The organism is Pseudomonas sp. FBCC-B35 (assembly GCF_059133755.1).
The window spans coordinates 3,237,863-3,252,420 of record NZ_CP101439.1 but is presented as its reverse complement, the minus strand read 5'-3'; the positions used below and the strand labels follow the sequence as shown (position 1 = coordinate 3,252,420).

Below are 14,558 nucleotides of genomic sequence, written 5' to 3'. Positions count from 1 at the left end.
GAGCCGATACAGTGTCGATGCGCCTGCAGTTTTGGGTCGTAGCCAACTACTACCCTTCAGGCAAACGCAAGTGCGCCGGGGTAATGTCCCTCGGCTCAGCCGGGGTGTCCTCGAAGCCCGGTGGTACTTTGCCGCGCAGCTGCCAGGCGAAAGCGATGACTTCGGCGATGGTCAGATACAGCGCCTCAGGGATCTGTTCGCCCAGTTCAAGACGCGCCAGTAAACGAACCAGCTCAGGGTTTTCATAAATGGGCACTTCATGTTCGCGGGCCAGGGCCAGGATGGCGTCTGCCAACTCATCGTCACCTTTGGCGCTCAGTGTCGGCGCCTGCTGCCCGTCGTAGCTCAGCGCCACGGCCTGACGCGGGTTAGGGTTACTCATGCGTTTTCATCCACCCAACGTTGTTCGACCCTGGTACGTGAGCCTTGTGCAGGCCTGCCGGGGTAGCAGTGCAGATCATCGACCAGCAGACCGCGGGCCAGCAGGCGCTCACGCAGCGCGCCAAGCTGCCCTTCGATCAGGCGGGCGGTCTGTTCGCGCTCGGCCCACAGCTGGCCGTTCAGACGGCCCTGTGTCAGCTGGGCCTGGACTTGAAGCGGCCCGAGCGGCGGCAGATCGAAAGCCAGCTCGATACGCCACAACGGTTGCAGCGTTTCAGGCGCCTCACGCTCGCGGTCGGCTTGCTGCTGAGGTGTCTCTTCGCGCTGAAGCTTGATTTGCAAGGGCACGAAATCCTGTCCATGGCGAATGGGCACTTCGGTCTGCCAAGTGGTCTGCAGGTTGCCGTTTTCCAGCGTGCCGCTTTGCTGCAGGCTGCTCATGGCGTGGCTTTGCAGGCGAGAGACGGCGGCTGCTGCCAGGCGCAGCAGCTGTTCCAGGTCCCCTTCTTCTTCCATCGCCTGCAATAACCTGGAGGGGAGGGGGAACGCGCCGGGCTGGGGTTTGGGGCTTACCCGCTCCAGCATGCCCAGGGCGTTTCGGACCAGGGCGGGCATGGCCGCGGCCACGCTCGCCGCTGGTGTGCCGAGGGCGCTACTGGCACTGATCTGGTTGATCAATTGCAGCATGTTTGCCTTGAGGTCAGTGGCCAGCGTGGCTGTCGCCCCTGTCATCAACTTGGCCTCGAGAAAGGCGCCGCTGTTGAGCAACGCCTGAGCAACGGCTTTGGCATCCCCCAGTTGCTGGACTGTCGGCAGCGCGCCAAGCAATCGTTCGACGGTCGTGCGCAGCGCGCTGTCAGTCCCGGCGTCGCGTGCCAACTGTTGCAAACCGGCCAGCAGGCCCGGCAGCGACGCCTGACGGTTCTGCTGGCTGCCAAGGTGCTGGGCGATGCCCAATTGATCCTGCCTGCCGGCCAGGGGGACGAACTGCAGCGACTGGTCGCCCTGTACCCGTGCGCTGAGCAGGCTGCCGATTGCCAATGGTCGGGGGCTGTCCACGGCCAGCACGGCACCGGCTTGGGCGGTATTGAGAAGGCTCACCAGCGCCCGGTAGCTTGCAGGCTGACCCGGTACTTCAGGGAGTAGTTGGTTGGTCATGACCTTACCCTGCACCAGGGTACCGACCGGTACCTGCGTAGTATCCAGGCGGGTGAGGGTTGCGATTTGGCTAGCGCTGGCCTGCTGCAGCAAAATGGCCAGACGCCCGGCTTCGGGTTGGCTGACGGTCACTTGGCTGCCCTGGGGCAAAGGCTGGCTGGCGCTGGCTTGCAGTTGAGTCTGCAGACCGTTGGCTTGCAGCAAGCGCAACACCAACTGGAACTCCTGGCCAGTCTGGCGCATGGCAACCACCTCGGCCTGCGCCGTCTCCCCAGGGCTCAGCAAACCCGGTTGAGCCTGGGTGAGGCGCAGCAATTCGCCGGTCATGGCAGCCTTGATCGCTTGGGCTCCATTGACGGTTTGCGGGCCGAGACTATTGATTTCAGTCATGATTGTATACAACCTTAGGCGCTCAGCCTCTTGGCAGCAGGGCTGTGCATGTAATAATGCCGCCCGCCCGTAGTTGCCACTGTAACGGCAGCGCATCGGGCGACTTGAGTGGCAGGGCTCCGGGCTCCGGGCACCGTCACCCGAACCCTAGAACGATAAGGCGAAACCGTGACCCTTCATCTTCAAGCCGTGGGCCTGGCCTGCGAGCGCGACTGGCGTCTGCTGTTCGAGCACCTTGCCTTCGAGCTGCGGCCCGGCGACATGCTACAGATCAGCGGCCCCAACGGCAGCGGCAAGACCAGCCTGCTGCGCCTGCTGGCTGGCCTGATGCAGCCGACCGCCGGTCAGATCCTGCTCGGTGGCCGTCCGCTGGATGAACAGCGGCATGCGTTGGCCAGCATCCTTGTGTGGATTGGCCATGCTGCGGGCATCAAGGAACTGCTCACGGCCGAAGAGAACCTGACCTGGCTGTGCGCGCTGCACCGTCCAGCCAGCCGCGAACAGATCTGGCAGGCCCTGGCTGCCGTTGGGCTGCGTGGTTTCGAGGACGTGCCCTGCCATACTTTGTCGGCAGGGCAGCAACGCCGCGTGGCCCTGGCGCGCCTGCACTTGGCAGCTGCGCCGTTGTGGATCCTGGACGAACCGTTCACTGCCCTGGACAAACAGGGCGTCGCGGACCTGGAGGCCCACTTGGCCGGCCATTGCGAACACGGTGGCACCGTGGTGCTGACCACCCACCACACCTTGTCCCACACGCCTGCGGGCTACCGAGAACTCAACCTGGGGCAATGGGCAGCATGAGCGTCTTCACCCTGTTGTTGCGGCGCGAGGCGCGGTTGCTGTTCCGCCGTCCTGCGGAGCTTGCCAACCCGCTGGTGTTCTTCGCCATCGTGGTGGCCTTGTTCCCCTTGGCGGTTGGCGCGCAGACCCAGATGTTGCAGAACCTGTCCCCGGGGCTGGTGTGGGTGGCCGCATTGCTGGCGGTGTTGTTATCGCTCGATGGCCTGTTTCGCAGCGATTTCGAGGACGGTTCACTGGAGCAGTGGGTACTCTCGCCGCATCCGCTGGCACTGATGGTGTTGGCCAAGGTGCTGGCGCACTGGTTGTTCTCCGGGCTTGCGCTGGTGTTGCTGGCACCTTTGCTGGCGCTGATGCTCGGCTTGCCAGGGCACTGCCTGCCGGTACTGCTGGGCTCGCTGCTGCTGGGTACGCCGGTATTGAGCCTGTTGGGCGCAGTGGGCGCCGCGCTGACGGTCGGCCTCAAGCGCGGCGGTTTGTTGCTGGCGTTGCTGATCCTGCCGTTGTATATCCCTGTATTGATCCTGGGCAGTGGTGCCTTGCAGGCGGCGTTGCAGAATATGCCCGCCGCTGGCCACCTGCTCTGGCTCGCCAGCCTGACGGCCCTGGCCGTGACCCTGGCACCCTTTGCGATCGCCGCCGGCCTGAAAATCAGCGTCGGCGAATAACGAGCCTGGGCTTTGAAGCCTGGCCAATACCCTGGATGCACCCTGATGAAAATGAGCTGGACGTGGTTTCACAAGCTGGGCTCTCCGAAATGGTTCTACGCCATTAGCGGGCGCATGTTGCCCTGGCTGTCCATCGCTGCCGTTGTATTGCTAGTGGTTGGCACGGTCTGGGGGCTGGTCTTTGCGCCCCAGGACTACCAGCAGGGCAACAGCTTTCGCATCATCTATATCCATGTCCCGGCAGCGATGCTGGCGCAGTCCTGTTATGTCCTGCTGGCGGTGGCCGGTGTGGTGGGGCTGGTGTGGAAGATGAAGCTGGCCGATGTCGCCCTGCAATGCGCCGCCCCCATCGGCGCCTGGATGACCGCCGTGGCGCTGGTGACCGGGGCCATCTGGGGCAAGCCAACCTGGGGCAGCTGGTGGGTGTGGGATGCGCGCCTTACCTCGATGCTCATCCTCTTGTTCCTGTACTTCGGCATCATTGCGCTGGGCCAGGCAATCAGTAATCGTGACAGCTCGGCGAAAGCCTGCGCCGTGCTGGCCATCGTTGGGGTGGTGAACATCCCCATCATCAAGTATTCGGTCCAGTGGTGGAACACGCTGCATCAGGGCGCCACTTTCACCCTGACCGAAAAGCCCGCGATGCCCGCCGACATGTGGTTGCCGCTGTTGTGTACGGCGCTGGGCTTCTACTGCTTTTTCGGCGCGGTGCTTCTGATGCGCATGCGCCTTGAGGTGCTCAAGCGCGAGGCGCGTGCCAGTTGGGTGAAGGAAGAGGTATCGAACAGCCTGGATGGGAGGGCCGTGCCATGAGTTTCGCCAGTTTCGGCGACTTTATCGCCATGGGTCATCACGGCCTTTATGTGTGGTCGGCCTACGGCATCTGCGCCGCTGTGCTGGCGCTCAACGTCGCCGTACCGGTGCTGGCCCGGCGCCGTTACCTGCAAGAAGAGGCGCGCCGCTTGCGCCGGGAGAAAACGCAGTGAATCCGCAGCGCAAGAACCGCCTGTTGCTCATCATCGGTCTGCTGGTCGGCGTGGGGGTTGCCGTGGGCTTTGCCCTCACTGCCTTGCAACAGAACATCAACCTGTTCTACACCCCCACCCAGATCGCCAATGGCGAGGCTCCGCTGGACACGCGTATCCGCGCTGGCGGCATGGTCGAACAGGGCTCGGTGCAACGTTCCTCCGACTCGCTGGACGTGCGTTTCGTGGTCACCGATTTCAACAAGTCCGTGCCCATCACGTACCGCGGCATCCTTCCGGACCTGTTCCGTGAAGGGCAGGGCATCGTGGCCTTGGGCAAGCTCAACGGCGACGGCGTGGTGGTGGCCGACGAAGTGCTGGCCAAGCATGACGAAAAGTACATGCCTCCTGAAGTCAGCAAGGCGCTGAAGGAAAGCGGCCAGGCGGCAGCCCAGACGGGGGAGCGGCCATGAACGCAGCGTTGGTGATACCTGAACTCGGTCAACTGTCGATGATTCTGGCCATCTGTTTCGCTGCCGTGCAGGCCAGCCTGCCGCTGCTCGGGGCGTGGCGTGGTGACAGCTTGTGGATGAGCCTGGCGCGGCCCGCAGCCTGGGGGCAGTTCGCCTTCCTGACGTTCGCGTTCGCGTGCCTGACCCACGCCTTCATGACCGACAACTTTTCGGTTGCCTACGTGGCCAGCAACTCGAACAGCGCATTACCCTGGTACTACAAGTTCAGCGCGGTCTGGGGGGCGCATGAAGGCTCCCTGCTGCTCTGGGCGCTGATTCTGGGGGGCTGGACCTTTGCCGTGTCGGTGTTCTCGCGGCAATTGCCCCAGGTGATGCTCGCCCGGGTGCTGGCGGTCATGGGCATGATCAGCGTGGGCTTTCTGAGCTTTTTGATCATCACCTCCAACCCGTTCCAGCGCCTGCTGCCTCAGGTGCCTGTCGATGGCCGTGACCTCAACCCGCTGCTGCAGGACATTGGCCTGATCGTGCATCCGCCAATGCTGTACATGGGCTATGTCGGCTTTTCGGTCGCCTTCGCCTTTGCCATCGCCGCCTTGCTCGGCGGGCGTCTGGATGCCGCCTGGGCCCGGTGGTCGCGGCCCTGGACCCTGGTAGCCTGGGCCTTCCTGGGCGTGGGTATCACCCTGGGTTCCTGGTGGGCGTACTACGAACTGGGCTGGGGTGGCTGGTGGTTCTGGGACCCGGTGGAAAACGCATCGTTCATGCCCTGGCTGGTAGGGACGGCGCTGATCCACTCCCTGGCGGTGACAGAGAAGCGCGGGGTGTTCAAAAGCTGGACCGTTCTGTTGGCCATCGCTGCGTTCTCACTGAGCCTGCTAGGGACGTTCCTGGTGCGTTCCGGGGTGCTCACCTCTGTGCATGCCTTTGCCGCCGACCCCTCGCGCGGCATTTTCATTCTGTTCTTCCTGCTGTTCGTGGTCGGCGGCTCGCTGACCCTGTTCGCCCTGCGTGCGCCGGTGGTCAAGAGCCAGGTGGGGTTCGCCCTGTGGTCGCGCGAAACCCTGCTGCTGGCGAACAATCTGGTTCTGGTGGTTGCAGCGTCGATGATCCTGCTAGGCACCTTGTACCCGCTGGTGCTCGACGCCCTGACCGGCGCCAAGCTTTCGGTAGGCCCGCCTTATTTCGATGCCCTGTTCCTGCCGCTGATGGCACTGTTGATGCTGGTGCTGGGGGTAGGGGTAGTGGTGCGGTGGAAGGATACGCCTGGCAAGTGGCTGCTGGGCATGATGACGCCGGTCCTCGTCGGCAGCGCCGTGCTGGCCCCGGTGGCGGGTCTGATCGTCGACGATTTCGACTGGCAGGTACTGACCACGTTCGCTCTGGCTGCCTGGGTGGTGCTCGGAGGGCTGCGCGATGTGTTCGACAAGACGCGCCACAAAGGGCTGCTCAAGGGGCTGCCTGGGCTGGGGCGCAGTTACTGGGGGATGCAGGTCGCTCACCTGGGGCTTGCGGTGTGTGCCCTCGGGGTGGTGCTGTCGAGCAACAATAGCGCCGAGCGTGATCTGCGAATGGCCCCGGGCGAAAGCGTGGAGCTGGGCGGTTATCAATTCCTGTTCCAGGGCGCCAGGCACTTCGAAGGGCCCAACTTCATTTCCGACAAGGGCACAGTGGTGGTCAGCCGCGAGGGTCGTCCTGTGGCCACCCTGCACCCGGAGAAACGCTTGTATACCGTGCAGCAGTCGATGATGACCGAGGCCGGGATCGACGCAGGCTTTACCCGCGACCTGTACGTGGCCCTCGGGGAGCCTTTGGAAAACGGTGCCTGGGCGGTGCGTGTGCATATCAAGCCCTTTGTTCGCTGGATCTGGCTGGGCGGTCTGTTGACGGGCCTGGGCGGATTGCTGGCGGCCCTCGACCGGCGCTACCGCGTCAAGGTCAAGTCCCGGGTGCGTGAGGCCCTGGGCGTGTCTGGAGCAGTTGCATGAAACGTTGGTTGATGGTGGTGCCCCTGGCGGTGTTCCTGCTGGTGGCGGTGTTCCTGTACAAGGGTTTGTTTCTCAAGCCCGATGAATTGCCCTCGGCAATGATCGGCAAACCGTTCCCGGTCTTTTCGCTGGCTTCCACCCAGGGCGACCGTACGCTTACCCAGGCAGACCTGCAGGGCCGGCCTGCGCTGGTCAACGTCTGGGCCACCTGGTGTGCGTCGTGCAAAGTCGAGCATCCTTATCTCAACCAGCTGGCTTCCCAGGGTGTGGTCATCTACGGGGTCAACTACAAGGACGACAACGCCGCAGCGCAGAAGTGGCTGACCGAGTTCCACAACCCCTACCTGCTCGACATCAGCGACGAGCAGGGCAGCCTAGGTCTGGACCTGGGTGTGTACGGTGCGCCGGAGACGTTCCTGATCGATGGCGATGGCGTGATTCGGTACAAGCATGTGGGCGTGGTCGATGCCAGCGTTTGGCGAGAACAGTTGGCGCCACGCTACCAGGCGCTGCTCGACGAGGCGACACCATGAAGCGCTGGTTCGCAGCCCTGGCCTTGAGCCTGTGCGTGGGTGGGGTAGCCAAGGCCGCCATCGATACCTACCAGTTTCGTGACCAGGCCGAGCGTGAGCGCTACCAGCAACTGACCAAGGAATTGCGCTGCCCCAAGTGTCAGAACCAGGATATCGCCGACTCCAACGCACCCATTGCGGCTGACCTGCGCCGGGAAATATTCCGCATGCTGGGGGAGGGCAAGAGCAACCAGCAAATCGTCGACTTCATGGTGGACCGTTATGGCGACTTCGTGCGCTACAAGCCGGCGCTGAGCGGCCGGACCTGGTTGCTCTGGTTCGGCCCGGGCATTCTGCTGGCCGGCGGGTTTGCCGTATTGGCGGTGATTGTACGGCGTCGTCGCCTGGCGTCCGTGCAAGGCACTGATGAATTGTCAGCCGAGGAGCGCGCACGGCTGGCCAACCTGCTGGAAAAAGAACGTACCCATGACTGAATTCTGGCTTAGCGCGGGCTTGTTGCTGCTCGCGGCCCTCAGCTTTCTGCTGATCCCGATCCTGCGTGGCCATCGCCGCCAGCAGGAGCAAGACCGAACAGCGCTCAACGTGGCGCTCTATCAGGAACGCATCGACGCGCTGGCCGCGCAGCAAGCATCGGGTGTGCTCGATGACCTGCAATTGAGTCAGGGCCGCGATGAAGCCGCCCGGGAGTTGCTGGCCGACACCGAGGGCGCCGAACCCGCCAGGCAGCGTCAATTGGGCAAGGCCTTGCCGTTGCTGGCAGCCGTCCTGGTGCCGCTGCTGGCGTTGGGGCTGTACCTGCACTTCGGTGCGGCGGACAAAGTGGCCCTGACCCAGGAATTTGCCCAGGCACCGAAGTCGATGGAAGAGATGACGGCACGTCTGGAGCGAGTGGTCCAGGCACAACCTGATTCAGCCGAGGCCGTGTACTTCCTGGGCCGTGCCTACATGGCCGAACAACGCCCTGCCGAGGCGGCCCGCACGTTCGAGCGCGCAGTGGCCATGGCCGGTCGCCAGCCCGAGTTACTGGGCCAGTGGGCCCAGGCCCTGTATTTCGCGGCCGACAAGCGCTGGAGTGCGCAACTGCAGGCATTGACTGACGAAGCGCTCAAAGCCGACCCCAACGAGGTCACCAGCCTGGGCCTGCGTGGAATTGCGGCATTTGAAGGTGAGCGCTATCAGGAGGCTATCGCGTACTGGAAGCGGTTGTTGGCGCAGTTGCCGCAAGGAGATGCTTCGCGCGCTGCATTGCAGGGTGGCATTGACCGTGCGGCCGAGCGGTTGGGCACTCAGACCGCTCAGGTGCCGGCACCTGCTGCGGTGCGTTTGAAGGTGCGGGTGGAATTGGCGCCGGCTTTGCGGGACAAGGTAAAGGCACAGGACACCGTCTTCATTTTCGCCCGCGCCAGCAGTGGCCCGCCCATGCCGCTTGCCGCCAAGCGGGTGACGGTGGCGCAATTGCCGATCGAGGTCGAGCTTTCAGATGCGGATGCGATGATGGCGCAGATGAAACTGTCCGATTTCGCCGAAGTCCAACTGGTTGCGCGTGTTTCCAAGGATGGGCAGCCGACCCGTGGTGAGTGGGTTGGCCAGAGCGCGCCTTTGCCCAATACGACCCAGGCCCAGCAGCGCCTGATCATCGACAGCCCTGATTCGTAAGAGAGTTTCCTATGCACGCGACGGTACGCCTCACCCTGATCACCCTGGCGCTGGGTTTGTCGGCCTGTACGGTGCATGGGCCTTCTTCGCAGCCTGAGCCTGAACCACCGATCGAACGGCTGCCGCCCAAGGGCCCGGTGGTCACGCCGCTGCCGGGTGGGCAGCCTGCAGGGCCTGGGAGCAAGCCTGCACCGCCAGCCAAGCCAGTGCCGCGCACCTCGGCAAGCTTTGCGCCGCCGCCGGGCGGGGCGAGCCATTGGGACCCCAAGTTGGGCGTGTATGTGTTGGACAAGAAGCCCAATACCTTCTATCGCCAGCGAACGTATTACCGGTTCGACAATGGCTGGAGCTGGTCGGTGAGCCCGGATGGACCGTGGCAGCAGACCGACAGCAGTGGTGTGCCTGGGGGGCTGGGGCGGGCTTTTGGGCAGTAGTTTTTTTCGACACCCGGCCGGCCGCAACGCGACGCACAGCAGCCTTAGTTATATAGGCGTTCTAACCGACAACCTGGGGCCGCTGCGCGGCCCATCGCGGCACAAGACCGCTCCTACATTAAATGGGATTGCCTTGTAATATTGTGCAAAGCAGTTGCACCGCAATGAGCAAAATGAATGCTTGACCCAAGACACTTCATCCCAAAGAGCGCCAGTCCATTTAAATAGCCGCTCTTGATCTTGATCTTGATCTTGCTTCTAAGCGCGCGGTAGTTCAGACCCCGCAGATCGCGACTTCAGGAGGCCGAGCGCAGGGCTTGCGGAGGGAGGTGACAGGCATGGATGCCTGTCAAGCGCTGGGCCCCAGGATGGGGCCTGCAGCGCGCTCCTCCCGGGAGCAAGCCCGGAGCGAGGGAACCCCGGAGCGCAGCGTAGGGGCCGGATGATAGGAGCAGGCGGTTTTTGCTTACTTTTTGACAAGACAAAAAGTGAGCCGCCGTAAGGGCGGAAGGGTGACTGTGCGCCACCCTAGCCAATGAATACCTACTCAATATAAATGCCCATGCTAACAATCCAACTCCAGCCTCAAAGACCTGAGCCCCAAGTCCCAGGTTCAAAGTCCCAAGTCCAAAGTCCAAAGTTCAAAGTCCAAAAGCCGCAGAGTCCAATTCAAGATCAAGCTAATTACAAAGCGCCCGCCCCCAAATCCCACTCCCGCCTCCCATACAGCCCCCACCCATAATACCCATTGACTCCACCACCCACCCCCTCCGCATAATCCCCAACCCACCCGGAGGCATCATGCACAAGACAATCCTGGTCCTGGTCGAAACCGTAGACACCTACCTCCCCCTGCTGACAAACGCCGGCTACCACCTCATCCTCGCCCAGACCCCCGACCTGCGCACCCAGGCCATCGAGCAAAACGGCCCCCGCATCGACGCCGTCCTCACCCGCGGCCCCCTCGGCCTGACAGCCAAGGAAATCGACGCACTGCCCAACCTGCAGATCATCTGCGTCATCGGCGCCGGCTATGAGCAGGTCGACCTGCAAGCCGCCCGTGCCCGCCACATCACCGTCACCAACGGCGCCGGCGCCAACGCCGACGCCGTGGCCGATCACGCCATGGCCATGCTCCTGGCACTGCTGCGCAACATCCCGCAAGCCGACGCCAGTACCCGCGCTGGCCAATGGCAGCGCGTGATCAGCCCATCGGTCACAGGTAAACGCCTGGGCATTCTGGGCATGGGCGCCGTTGGCCAGGCCATTGCCAAGCGCGCACACCAGGGGTTCGACATGCCCGTGAGCTACTACAACCGAACACCACGACCGGCGTTGCCCTACACCGGCCATGACAGCGTCCCGGCCCTGGCCGAGGCAGTCGATATTCTCGTGGTCGCCACACCCGGCGGCGCCGACACTCGCCACCTGGTGAATGCACAGGTGCTGAAGGCGCTCGGCCCCCAGGGCTACCTGGTCAACATCGCTCGGGCCAGCGTCGTCGATACCCAGGCCCTGACCCAGGCACTGCAGAGCGGTCAATTGGCCGGTGCGGCCCTGGACGTGTTCGACGAGGAACCTGATGTTCCCGACACCCTCAAGTCGCTTCCGAACACGGTATTGACGCCCCATGTCGCCGGGCAATCGCCAGAGGCGGCAGAAGCCACGGTGACGTTGGTCCTGCGTAACCTCGATGCCTTTTTCGCCGGCAAGCCCGTGCTGACACCGGTGCTTCATTAGGCCCCACACCGCCAATAGCCTGCACAAGGGCAGGCAACAAGGAGCGTATTGATGCAACTCGAAATCTTCCAGGTCGACGCCTTCAGTGCCGAACCCTTCGGCGGTAATCCGGCCGCGGTCATCCCGCTCGATCAGTGGCTGCCCGATGCCGTGCTGCAGCGCATCGCCGAGGAAAACAACCTTTCGGAAACGGCGTATTTCGTGCGCAACGGCGATGTGTTCGACCTGCGCTGGTTCACGCCCACCGTGGAAGTGGACTTGTGCGGTCACGCCACCCTGGCCTCGGCCTACGTGCTGTTCGAACACCTCAAAGAACCGGCGCAGGTGCTGCGCTTCAATACCCGCAGCGGTGAACTGCGGGTAACACGGCAAGCGGACGGCCTGTTGGCCATGGATTTCCCTGCCCGCCAACCTGAGGCCCAGCCAGTGCCAGCCGGTCTGCTGCAAGCATTGGGCCTGCGCCAGGCGCAGGCGGTGTATCGCAGCGATGACTACGTGGTGGTGGTCGATGACCCTGAGTTGCTCGATACCCTCACGCCAGATTTCGTCGAGCTGGCTGGCTTTGACGTGCGCGGCATCGCCGTAACGGCGCCGGGGCGTGGGTTCGACTTCGTGACGCGCTGGTTCGGGCCACGCGTGGGGGTCAATGAAGACCCGGTGACCGGTTCGGCCCATACCTCGCTCGCACCGATCTGGGCACAACGGCTAGGCAAGCAGTCGCTTGAATGCGAGCAAGGCGGTGCGCGCAAGGGCCAGCTGCGCTGCGTGCTCCCGGGCAATGGCCGGGTGATCATCAGTGGGCGGGCGGCGTTGTTCATGCGCGGTACCGTCTACCTGTAAGACGACCCTGTCGTCACCGACGATGCGCAGGCCGACACCAAGGCTTGCCAAATCCGGGCAATGCTGCGAAAAGAACGGCATTTTCGTAGCGGCTGGAGCCTGCGCATGAACCAAGAACTGCAAATCATCGACCTGGTCGAGGGTGACGGCAAGGCGGCCGTCAAAGGTGCGCTGATCACAACCCAATACACCGGGTGGCTGGCCGATGGCACCGAGTTCGACTCCTCCTGGTCACGCGGCAAGCCGTTTCAATGCGTGATCGGTACCGGGCGAGTAATCAAGGGGTGGGACCAGGGCATCATGGGCATGCGCGTTGGCGGCAAGCGCAAGCTGTTGGTGCCGGCGCACCTGGGTTATGGCGCGCGTAGCGTTGGTTCTATCCCACCTGATTCGGACCTAGCGTTCGAAATCGAGCTGCTCGAAGTGCTGACGCGCGATGACTGACACGATAGCCCCGTAATGCCTGTGCCAGACGCCTGGCACCCTGGCAGCGGGGAACAAAACGGGCTATTGGCACTCTGAACCGAACCCGTCGTCAAGGAAGGCACTCACTGCAAAAGGCGCCCTGTGCCCGTCCAGGCGATGCGCGGGTGACCCGTTTGTCACACGAGCCTGCATTGATGAAGTTGATTCCACACCTGCATCGTCGCCGTCATTGGTTGCTGGGCCTGGCCCTGACCGCCGTAGGCGTACCGCTGGCGCTGGACGCCGTCGAGAGCCGCGCGCAACCGGTGGATGGCACCCAGACCCTGGTGTTTCTGCGCCATGCCGAAAAACCCGGTGAAGGCCTGGGCCAGCTGAACTGCCAGGGCCTGAACCGCGCGCTGGACCTGGCCACGGTTTTACCCGAACGTTTCGGCAAGGCCGATTACGTGTTTGCTGCCAACCCGTCCCGGCACGTGGAGGAGGGCGCTGATGACCAAAGCTACAGCTACCTGCGTCCGCTCATGACCATAAGCCCCAGTGCCATTCGCCTCGGCCTGCCGGTCAACATCGACTACAGCGCCAACGACACCGATGACCTGGCCGACGAACTGCTCAGCGACAAGTACCGTAACGCGACCATCTATACGGCATGGTCTCACGGCTACCTGCCGGACCTGATCAATACCGTCGCCCAGAAGGCTGTCGGCAAGGAGCATGTCATCACCGAAGATTGGCAGGATGGGGACTTCGACACCCTCTATGTCCTGACCCTGGACTGGCACGATGGCAAGGCCAGCCTGCGCAGCCGCAACGTGCGTCAGGGGCTCGATGACGGTGAGCATAGCTGCCCGACCTGATCCGCTGGTACTGTTGAGCCAGGATGCTGAACAGGGATGAACGATGAAGCGGCAGGTGACGGTGATCGGGGGCGGCGTGATCGGGCTGGCGACGGCCTATGCGCTGGTGCAGGAAGGCCATTGCGTTGAATTGATCGAGGCCCACGACACCTTGGGGGCGGCCACCAGCTTTGCCAACGGTGGTCAATTGTCCTACCGCTACGTCGCGCCACTGGCGGATGCGGGCGTGCCGTGGCAGGCGCTGGGGTGGTTGTTGCAGGGCGACTCCCCGCTGCGCCTGCGCTTGCGTCTAGACCCGGCGCAGTGGCGCTGGTTACTGGCCTTCACACTGGCGTGCCGACGCAGCGTCAATCAGCGCAACGCCGCCGTATTGCTTGACCTTGCTCTGCAAAGCCAGGCCGTGTTGGCCCAGTGGCGCCAAGCCCAGGCAATCGGTGATTTTGCCTGGCGCCGCAACGGCAAGCTCGTAGCGTTTCGCAGCGAAGCCCAGTTCAGGCGCAGCCGTCTGCAACTGACGGACCCTGATCGCCAGCAGGTACTCGGCGCCGCTGAGCTGCGGGCGCTGGAACCGGCGCTGCAGGCGTCGCCATTCGTGGGCGGCGTCTTCACCCCGGACGAAGAAGTGGGCGACTGCCACGCCTTCTGCCTGCGCTTGGCCGCCGCCCTGCAAGCCTGCGGCCAATGCCAGTTCCGGCTCGGTCAGCCGGTGACGCAACTGCTTCACCGTGAGCATCAGGTGGTGGCGCTGCGCCTTGGCCATGAAGAACTGCCAATCGACCAATTGGTGCTGTGCGCAGGTTACCGCAGCGCGGCGCTGAAGGTGCCAGGGGTGAACATTCCGATCTATCCACTCAAAGGGTACAGCCTGACTGCGCCCCTGGTGTCGGGGCAGGGGGCGCTTGAGATCAGCCTGACGGACTACGAGCGCAAGATCGTCTATGCCCGGCTGGATCGACAGTTGCGCGTCGCGGCCATGGTGGACATCGTGGGGCAGGACGAGGCGCTGGACAAACGCCGCTTGCAGAGCATGCGCCGCCTGGCACTGGAGACGCTGCCCCACGCCGCCGATTATGCCCACGCAGTGGAATGGGCCGGTATGCGACCGGCGACGCCCACCGGTGTACCCATAATAGGCGCAACGCCTTACCGTAACCTTTGGCTCAACCTTGGCCATGGCGCGCTGGGCTTCACGCTGGCCTGCGGCAGTGGCCAGCGGCTGGCCAGAATGATCGGTTGAGCAGTGCCTACGCAGGA

The 14,558-nt window shown here is 63.5% G+C and carries 17 protein-coding genes; 15 read left to right on the top strand and 2 right to left on the bottom strand.

Annotation, left to right across the window (positions count from 1 at the left end; all coding sequences use genetic code 11):
• Nucleotides 1–49 precede the first annotated feature (49 nt).
• Together NMB38_RS14665 and fliK are read right to left on the bottom strand one after the other, a co-directional pair.
• On the bottom strand, nt 50–382 hold the full coding sequence (locus tag NMB38_RS14665; protein WP_027915968.1) for an EscU/YscU/HrcU family type III secretion system export apparatus switch protein: 333 nt from the start codon (nt 380–382) through the stop codon (nt 50–52).
• Nucleotides 379–1,929, bottom strand: coding sequence for a flagellar hook-length control protein FliK (gene fliK, locus NMB38_RS14660; protein ID WP_027915969.1), 1,551 nt, complete (start codon nt 1,927–1,929; stop codon nt 379–381). The genes NMB38_RS14665 and fliK overlap by 4 nt, the downstream gene beginning before the upstream one ends.
• Nucleotides 1,930–2,097: 168 nt before the next feature.
• Between fliK and ccmA the strand changes: the two genes are divergently transcribed.
• From ccmA to NMB38_RS14585, 15 genes are all read left to right on the top strand, one after another.
• A complete protein-coding gene (ccmA, locus tag NMB38_RS14655) occupies nt 2,098–2,730 on the top strand; it encodes a cytochrome c biogenesis heme-transporting ATPase CcmA (RefSeq protein WP_027915970.1) in 633 nt (210 codons plus the stop codon).
• Nucleotides 2,727–3,395, top strand: coding sequence for a heme exporter protein CcmB (ccmB, locus tag NMB38_RS14650; RefSeq protein ID WP_027915971.1), 669 nt, complete (start codon nt 2,727–2,729; stop codon nt 3,393–3,395). Before ccmA ends, ccmB begins: the two co-directional genes overlap by 4 nt.
• A 45-nt stretch (nt 3,396–3,440) precedes the next feature.
• Nucleotides 3,441–4,208 (top strand): heme ABC transporter permease, encoded by a 768-nt coding sequence (locus NMB38_RS14645; protein ID WP_132578752.1) that lies wholly within the window; start codon nt 3,441–3,443, stop codon nt 4,206–4,208.
• On the top strand, nt 4,205–4,381 hold the full coding sequence (gene ccmD / locus NMB38_RS14640) for a heme exporter protein CcmD (RefSeq protein ID WP_023533952.1): 177 nt from the start codon (nt 4,205–4,207) through the stop codon (nt 4,379–4,381). The genes NMB38_RS14645 and ccmD overlap by 4 nt, the downstream gene beginning before the upstream one ends.
• Nucleotides 4,378–4,833: a cytochrome c maturation protein CcmE gene (gene ccmE, locus NMB38_RS14635; RefSeq protein WP_027915973.1), complete on the top strand. Its 456-nt coding sequence runs from the start codon at nt 4,378–4,380 to the stop codon at nt 4,831–4,833. Before ccmD ends, ccmE begins: the two co-directional genes overlap by 4 nt.
• An 11-nt stretch (nt 4,834–4,844) precedes the next feature.
• Nucleotides 4,845–6,818: a heme lyase CcmF/NrfE family subunit gene (locus NMB38_RS14630; RefSeq protein WP_177413044.1), complete on the top strand. Its 1,974-nt coding sequence runs from the start codon at nt 4,845–4,847 to the stop codon at nt 6,816–6,818.
• Nucleotides 6,815–7,351, top strand: a complete 537-nt coding sequence (locus tag NMB38_RS14625) for a DsbE family thiol:disulfide interchange protein (RefSeq protein WP_023533963.1) — start codon at nt 6,815–6,817, stop codon at nt 7,349–7,351. The genes NMB38_RS14630 and NMB38_RS14625 overlap by 4 nt, the downstream gene beginning before the upstream one ends.
• Nucleotides 7,348–7,824 carry a cytochrome c-type biogenesis protein gene (locus tag NMB38_RS14620; protein ID WP_027915975.1) on the top strand — a complete coding sequence of 159 codons (477 nt, stop codon included), beginning with the start codon at nt 7,348–7,350 and terminating at the stop codon, nt 7,822–7,824. The genes NMB38_RS14625 and NMB38_RS14620 overlap by 4 nt, the downstream gene beginning before the upstream one ends.
• Nucleotides 7,817–9,007: a c-type cytochrome biogenesis protein CcmI gene (ccmI, locus tag NMB38_RS14615; protein WP_110607606.1), complete on the top strand. Its 1,191-nt coding sequence runs from the start codon at nt 7,817–7,819 to the stop codon at nt 9,005–9,007. Before NMB38_RS14620 ends, ccmI begins: the two co-directional genes overlap by 8 nt.
• Nucleotides 9,008–9,018: 11 nt before the next feature.
• Nucleotides 9,019–9,441 (top strand): hypothetical protein, encoded by a 423-nt coding sequence (locus NMB38_RS14610; RefSeq protein ID WP_059183762.1) that lies wholly within the window; start codon nt 9,019–9,021, stop codon nt 9,439–9,441.
• A gap of 801 nt (nt 9,442–10,242) precedes the next feature.
• Nucleotides 10,243–11,181, top strand: a complete 939-nt coding sequence (locus NMB38_RS14605; protein ID WP_027915978.1) for a 2-hydroxyacid dehydrogenase — start codon at nt 10,243–10,245, stop codon at nt 11,179–11,181.
• 51 nt (nt 11,182–11,232) lie between these two features.
• The gene (locus NMB38_RS14600; protein ID WP_049695636.1) at nt 11,233–12,021 is read left to right on the top strand and encodes a PhzF family phenazine biosynthesis protein; all 789 of its coding nucleotides are present in this window, start codon (nt 11,233–11,235) and stop codon (nt 12,019–12,021) included.
• 105 nt (nt 12,022–12,126) lie between these two features.
• A complete protein-coding gene (locus NMB38_RS14595; RefSeq protein ID WP_027915980.1) occupies nt 12,127–12,465 on the top strand; it encodes an FKBP-type peptidyl-prolyl cis-trans isomerase in 339 nt (112 codons plus the stop codon).
• Nucleotides 12,466–12,641: 176 nt separating this feature from the next.
• The gene (locus tag NMB38_RS14590) at nt 12,642–13,304 is read left to right on the top strand and encodes a hypothetical protein (RefSeq protein ID WP_027915981.1); all 663 of its coding nucleotides are present in this window, start codon (nt 12,642–12,644) and stop codon (nt 13,302–13,304) included.
• 43 nt (nt 13,305–13,347) lie between these two features.
• Entirely contained in the window at nt 13,348–14,541 is a 1,194-nt protein-coding gene (locus tag NMB38_RS14585) for a D-amino acid dehydrogenase (protein ID WP_132578749.1), read from the top strand.
• Nucleotides 14,542–14,558: the final 17 nt, after the last annotated feature.

Bases quoted from the DNA above. Each gene is read 5' to 3' on its own strand.
- NMB38_RS14665 (WP_027915968.1), bottom strand. From the start codon at position 382: ATGAGTAACCCTAACCCGCGTCAGGCCGTGGCGCTGAGCTACGACGGG.
- fliK (WP_027915969.1), bottom strand. From the start codon at position 1,929: ATGACTGAAATCAATAGTCTCGGCCCGCAAACCGTCAATGGAGCCCAA.
- ccmB (WP_027915971.1), top strand. From the start codon at position 2,727: ATGAGCGTCTTCACCCTGTTGTTGCGGCGCGAGGCGCGGTTGCTGTTC.
- NMB38_RS14645 (WP_132578752.1), top strand. From the start codon at position 3,441: ATGAAAATGAGCTGGACGTGGTTTCACAAGCTGGGCTCTCCGAAATGG.
- ccmD (WP_023533952.1), top strand. From the start codon at position 4,205: ATGAGTTTCGCCAGTTTCGGCGACTTTATCGCCATGGGTCATCACGGC.
- NMB38_RS14625 (WP_023533963.1), top strand. From the start codon at position 6,815: ATGAAACGTTGGTTGATGGTGGTGCCCCTGGCGGTGTTCCTGCTGGTG.
- NMB38_RS14620 (WP_027915975.1), top strand. From the start codon at position 7,348: ATGAAGCGCTGGTTCGCAGCCCTGGCCTTGAGCCTGTGCGTGGGTGGG.
- ccmI (WP_110607606.1), top strand. From the start codon at position 7,817: ATGACTGAATTCTGGCTTAGCGCGGGCTTGTTGCTGCTCGCGGCCCTC.
- NMB38_RS14610 (WP_059183762.1), top strand. From the start codon at position 9,019: ATGCACGCGACGGTACGCCTCACCCTGATCACCCTGGCGCTGGGTTTG.
- NMB38_RS14605 (WP_027915978.1), top strand. From the start codon at position 10,243: ATGCACAAGACAATCCTGGTCCTGGTCGAAACCGTAGACACCTACCTC.
- NMB38_RS14600 (WP_049695636.1), top strand. From the start codon at position 11,233: ATGCAACTCGAAATCTTCCAGGTCGACGCCTTCAGTGCCGAACCCTTC.
- NMB38_RS14595 (WP_027915980.1), top strand. From the start codon at position 12,127: ATGAACCAAGAACTGCAAATCATCGACCTGGTCGAGGGTGACGGCAAG.
- NMB38_RS14590 (WP_027915981.1), top strand. From the start codon at position 12,642: ATGAAGTTGATTCCACACCTGCATCGTCGCCGTCATTGGTTGCTGGGC.
- NMB38_RS14585 (WP_132578749.1), top strand. From the start codon at position 13,348: ATGAAGCGGCAGGTGACGGTGATCGGGGGCGGCGTGATCGGGCTGGCG.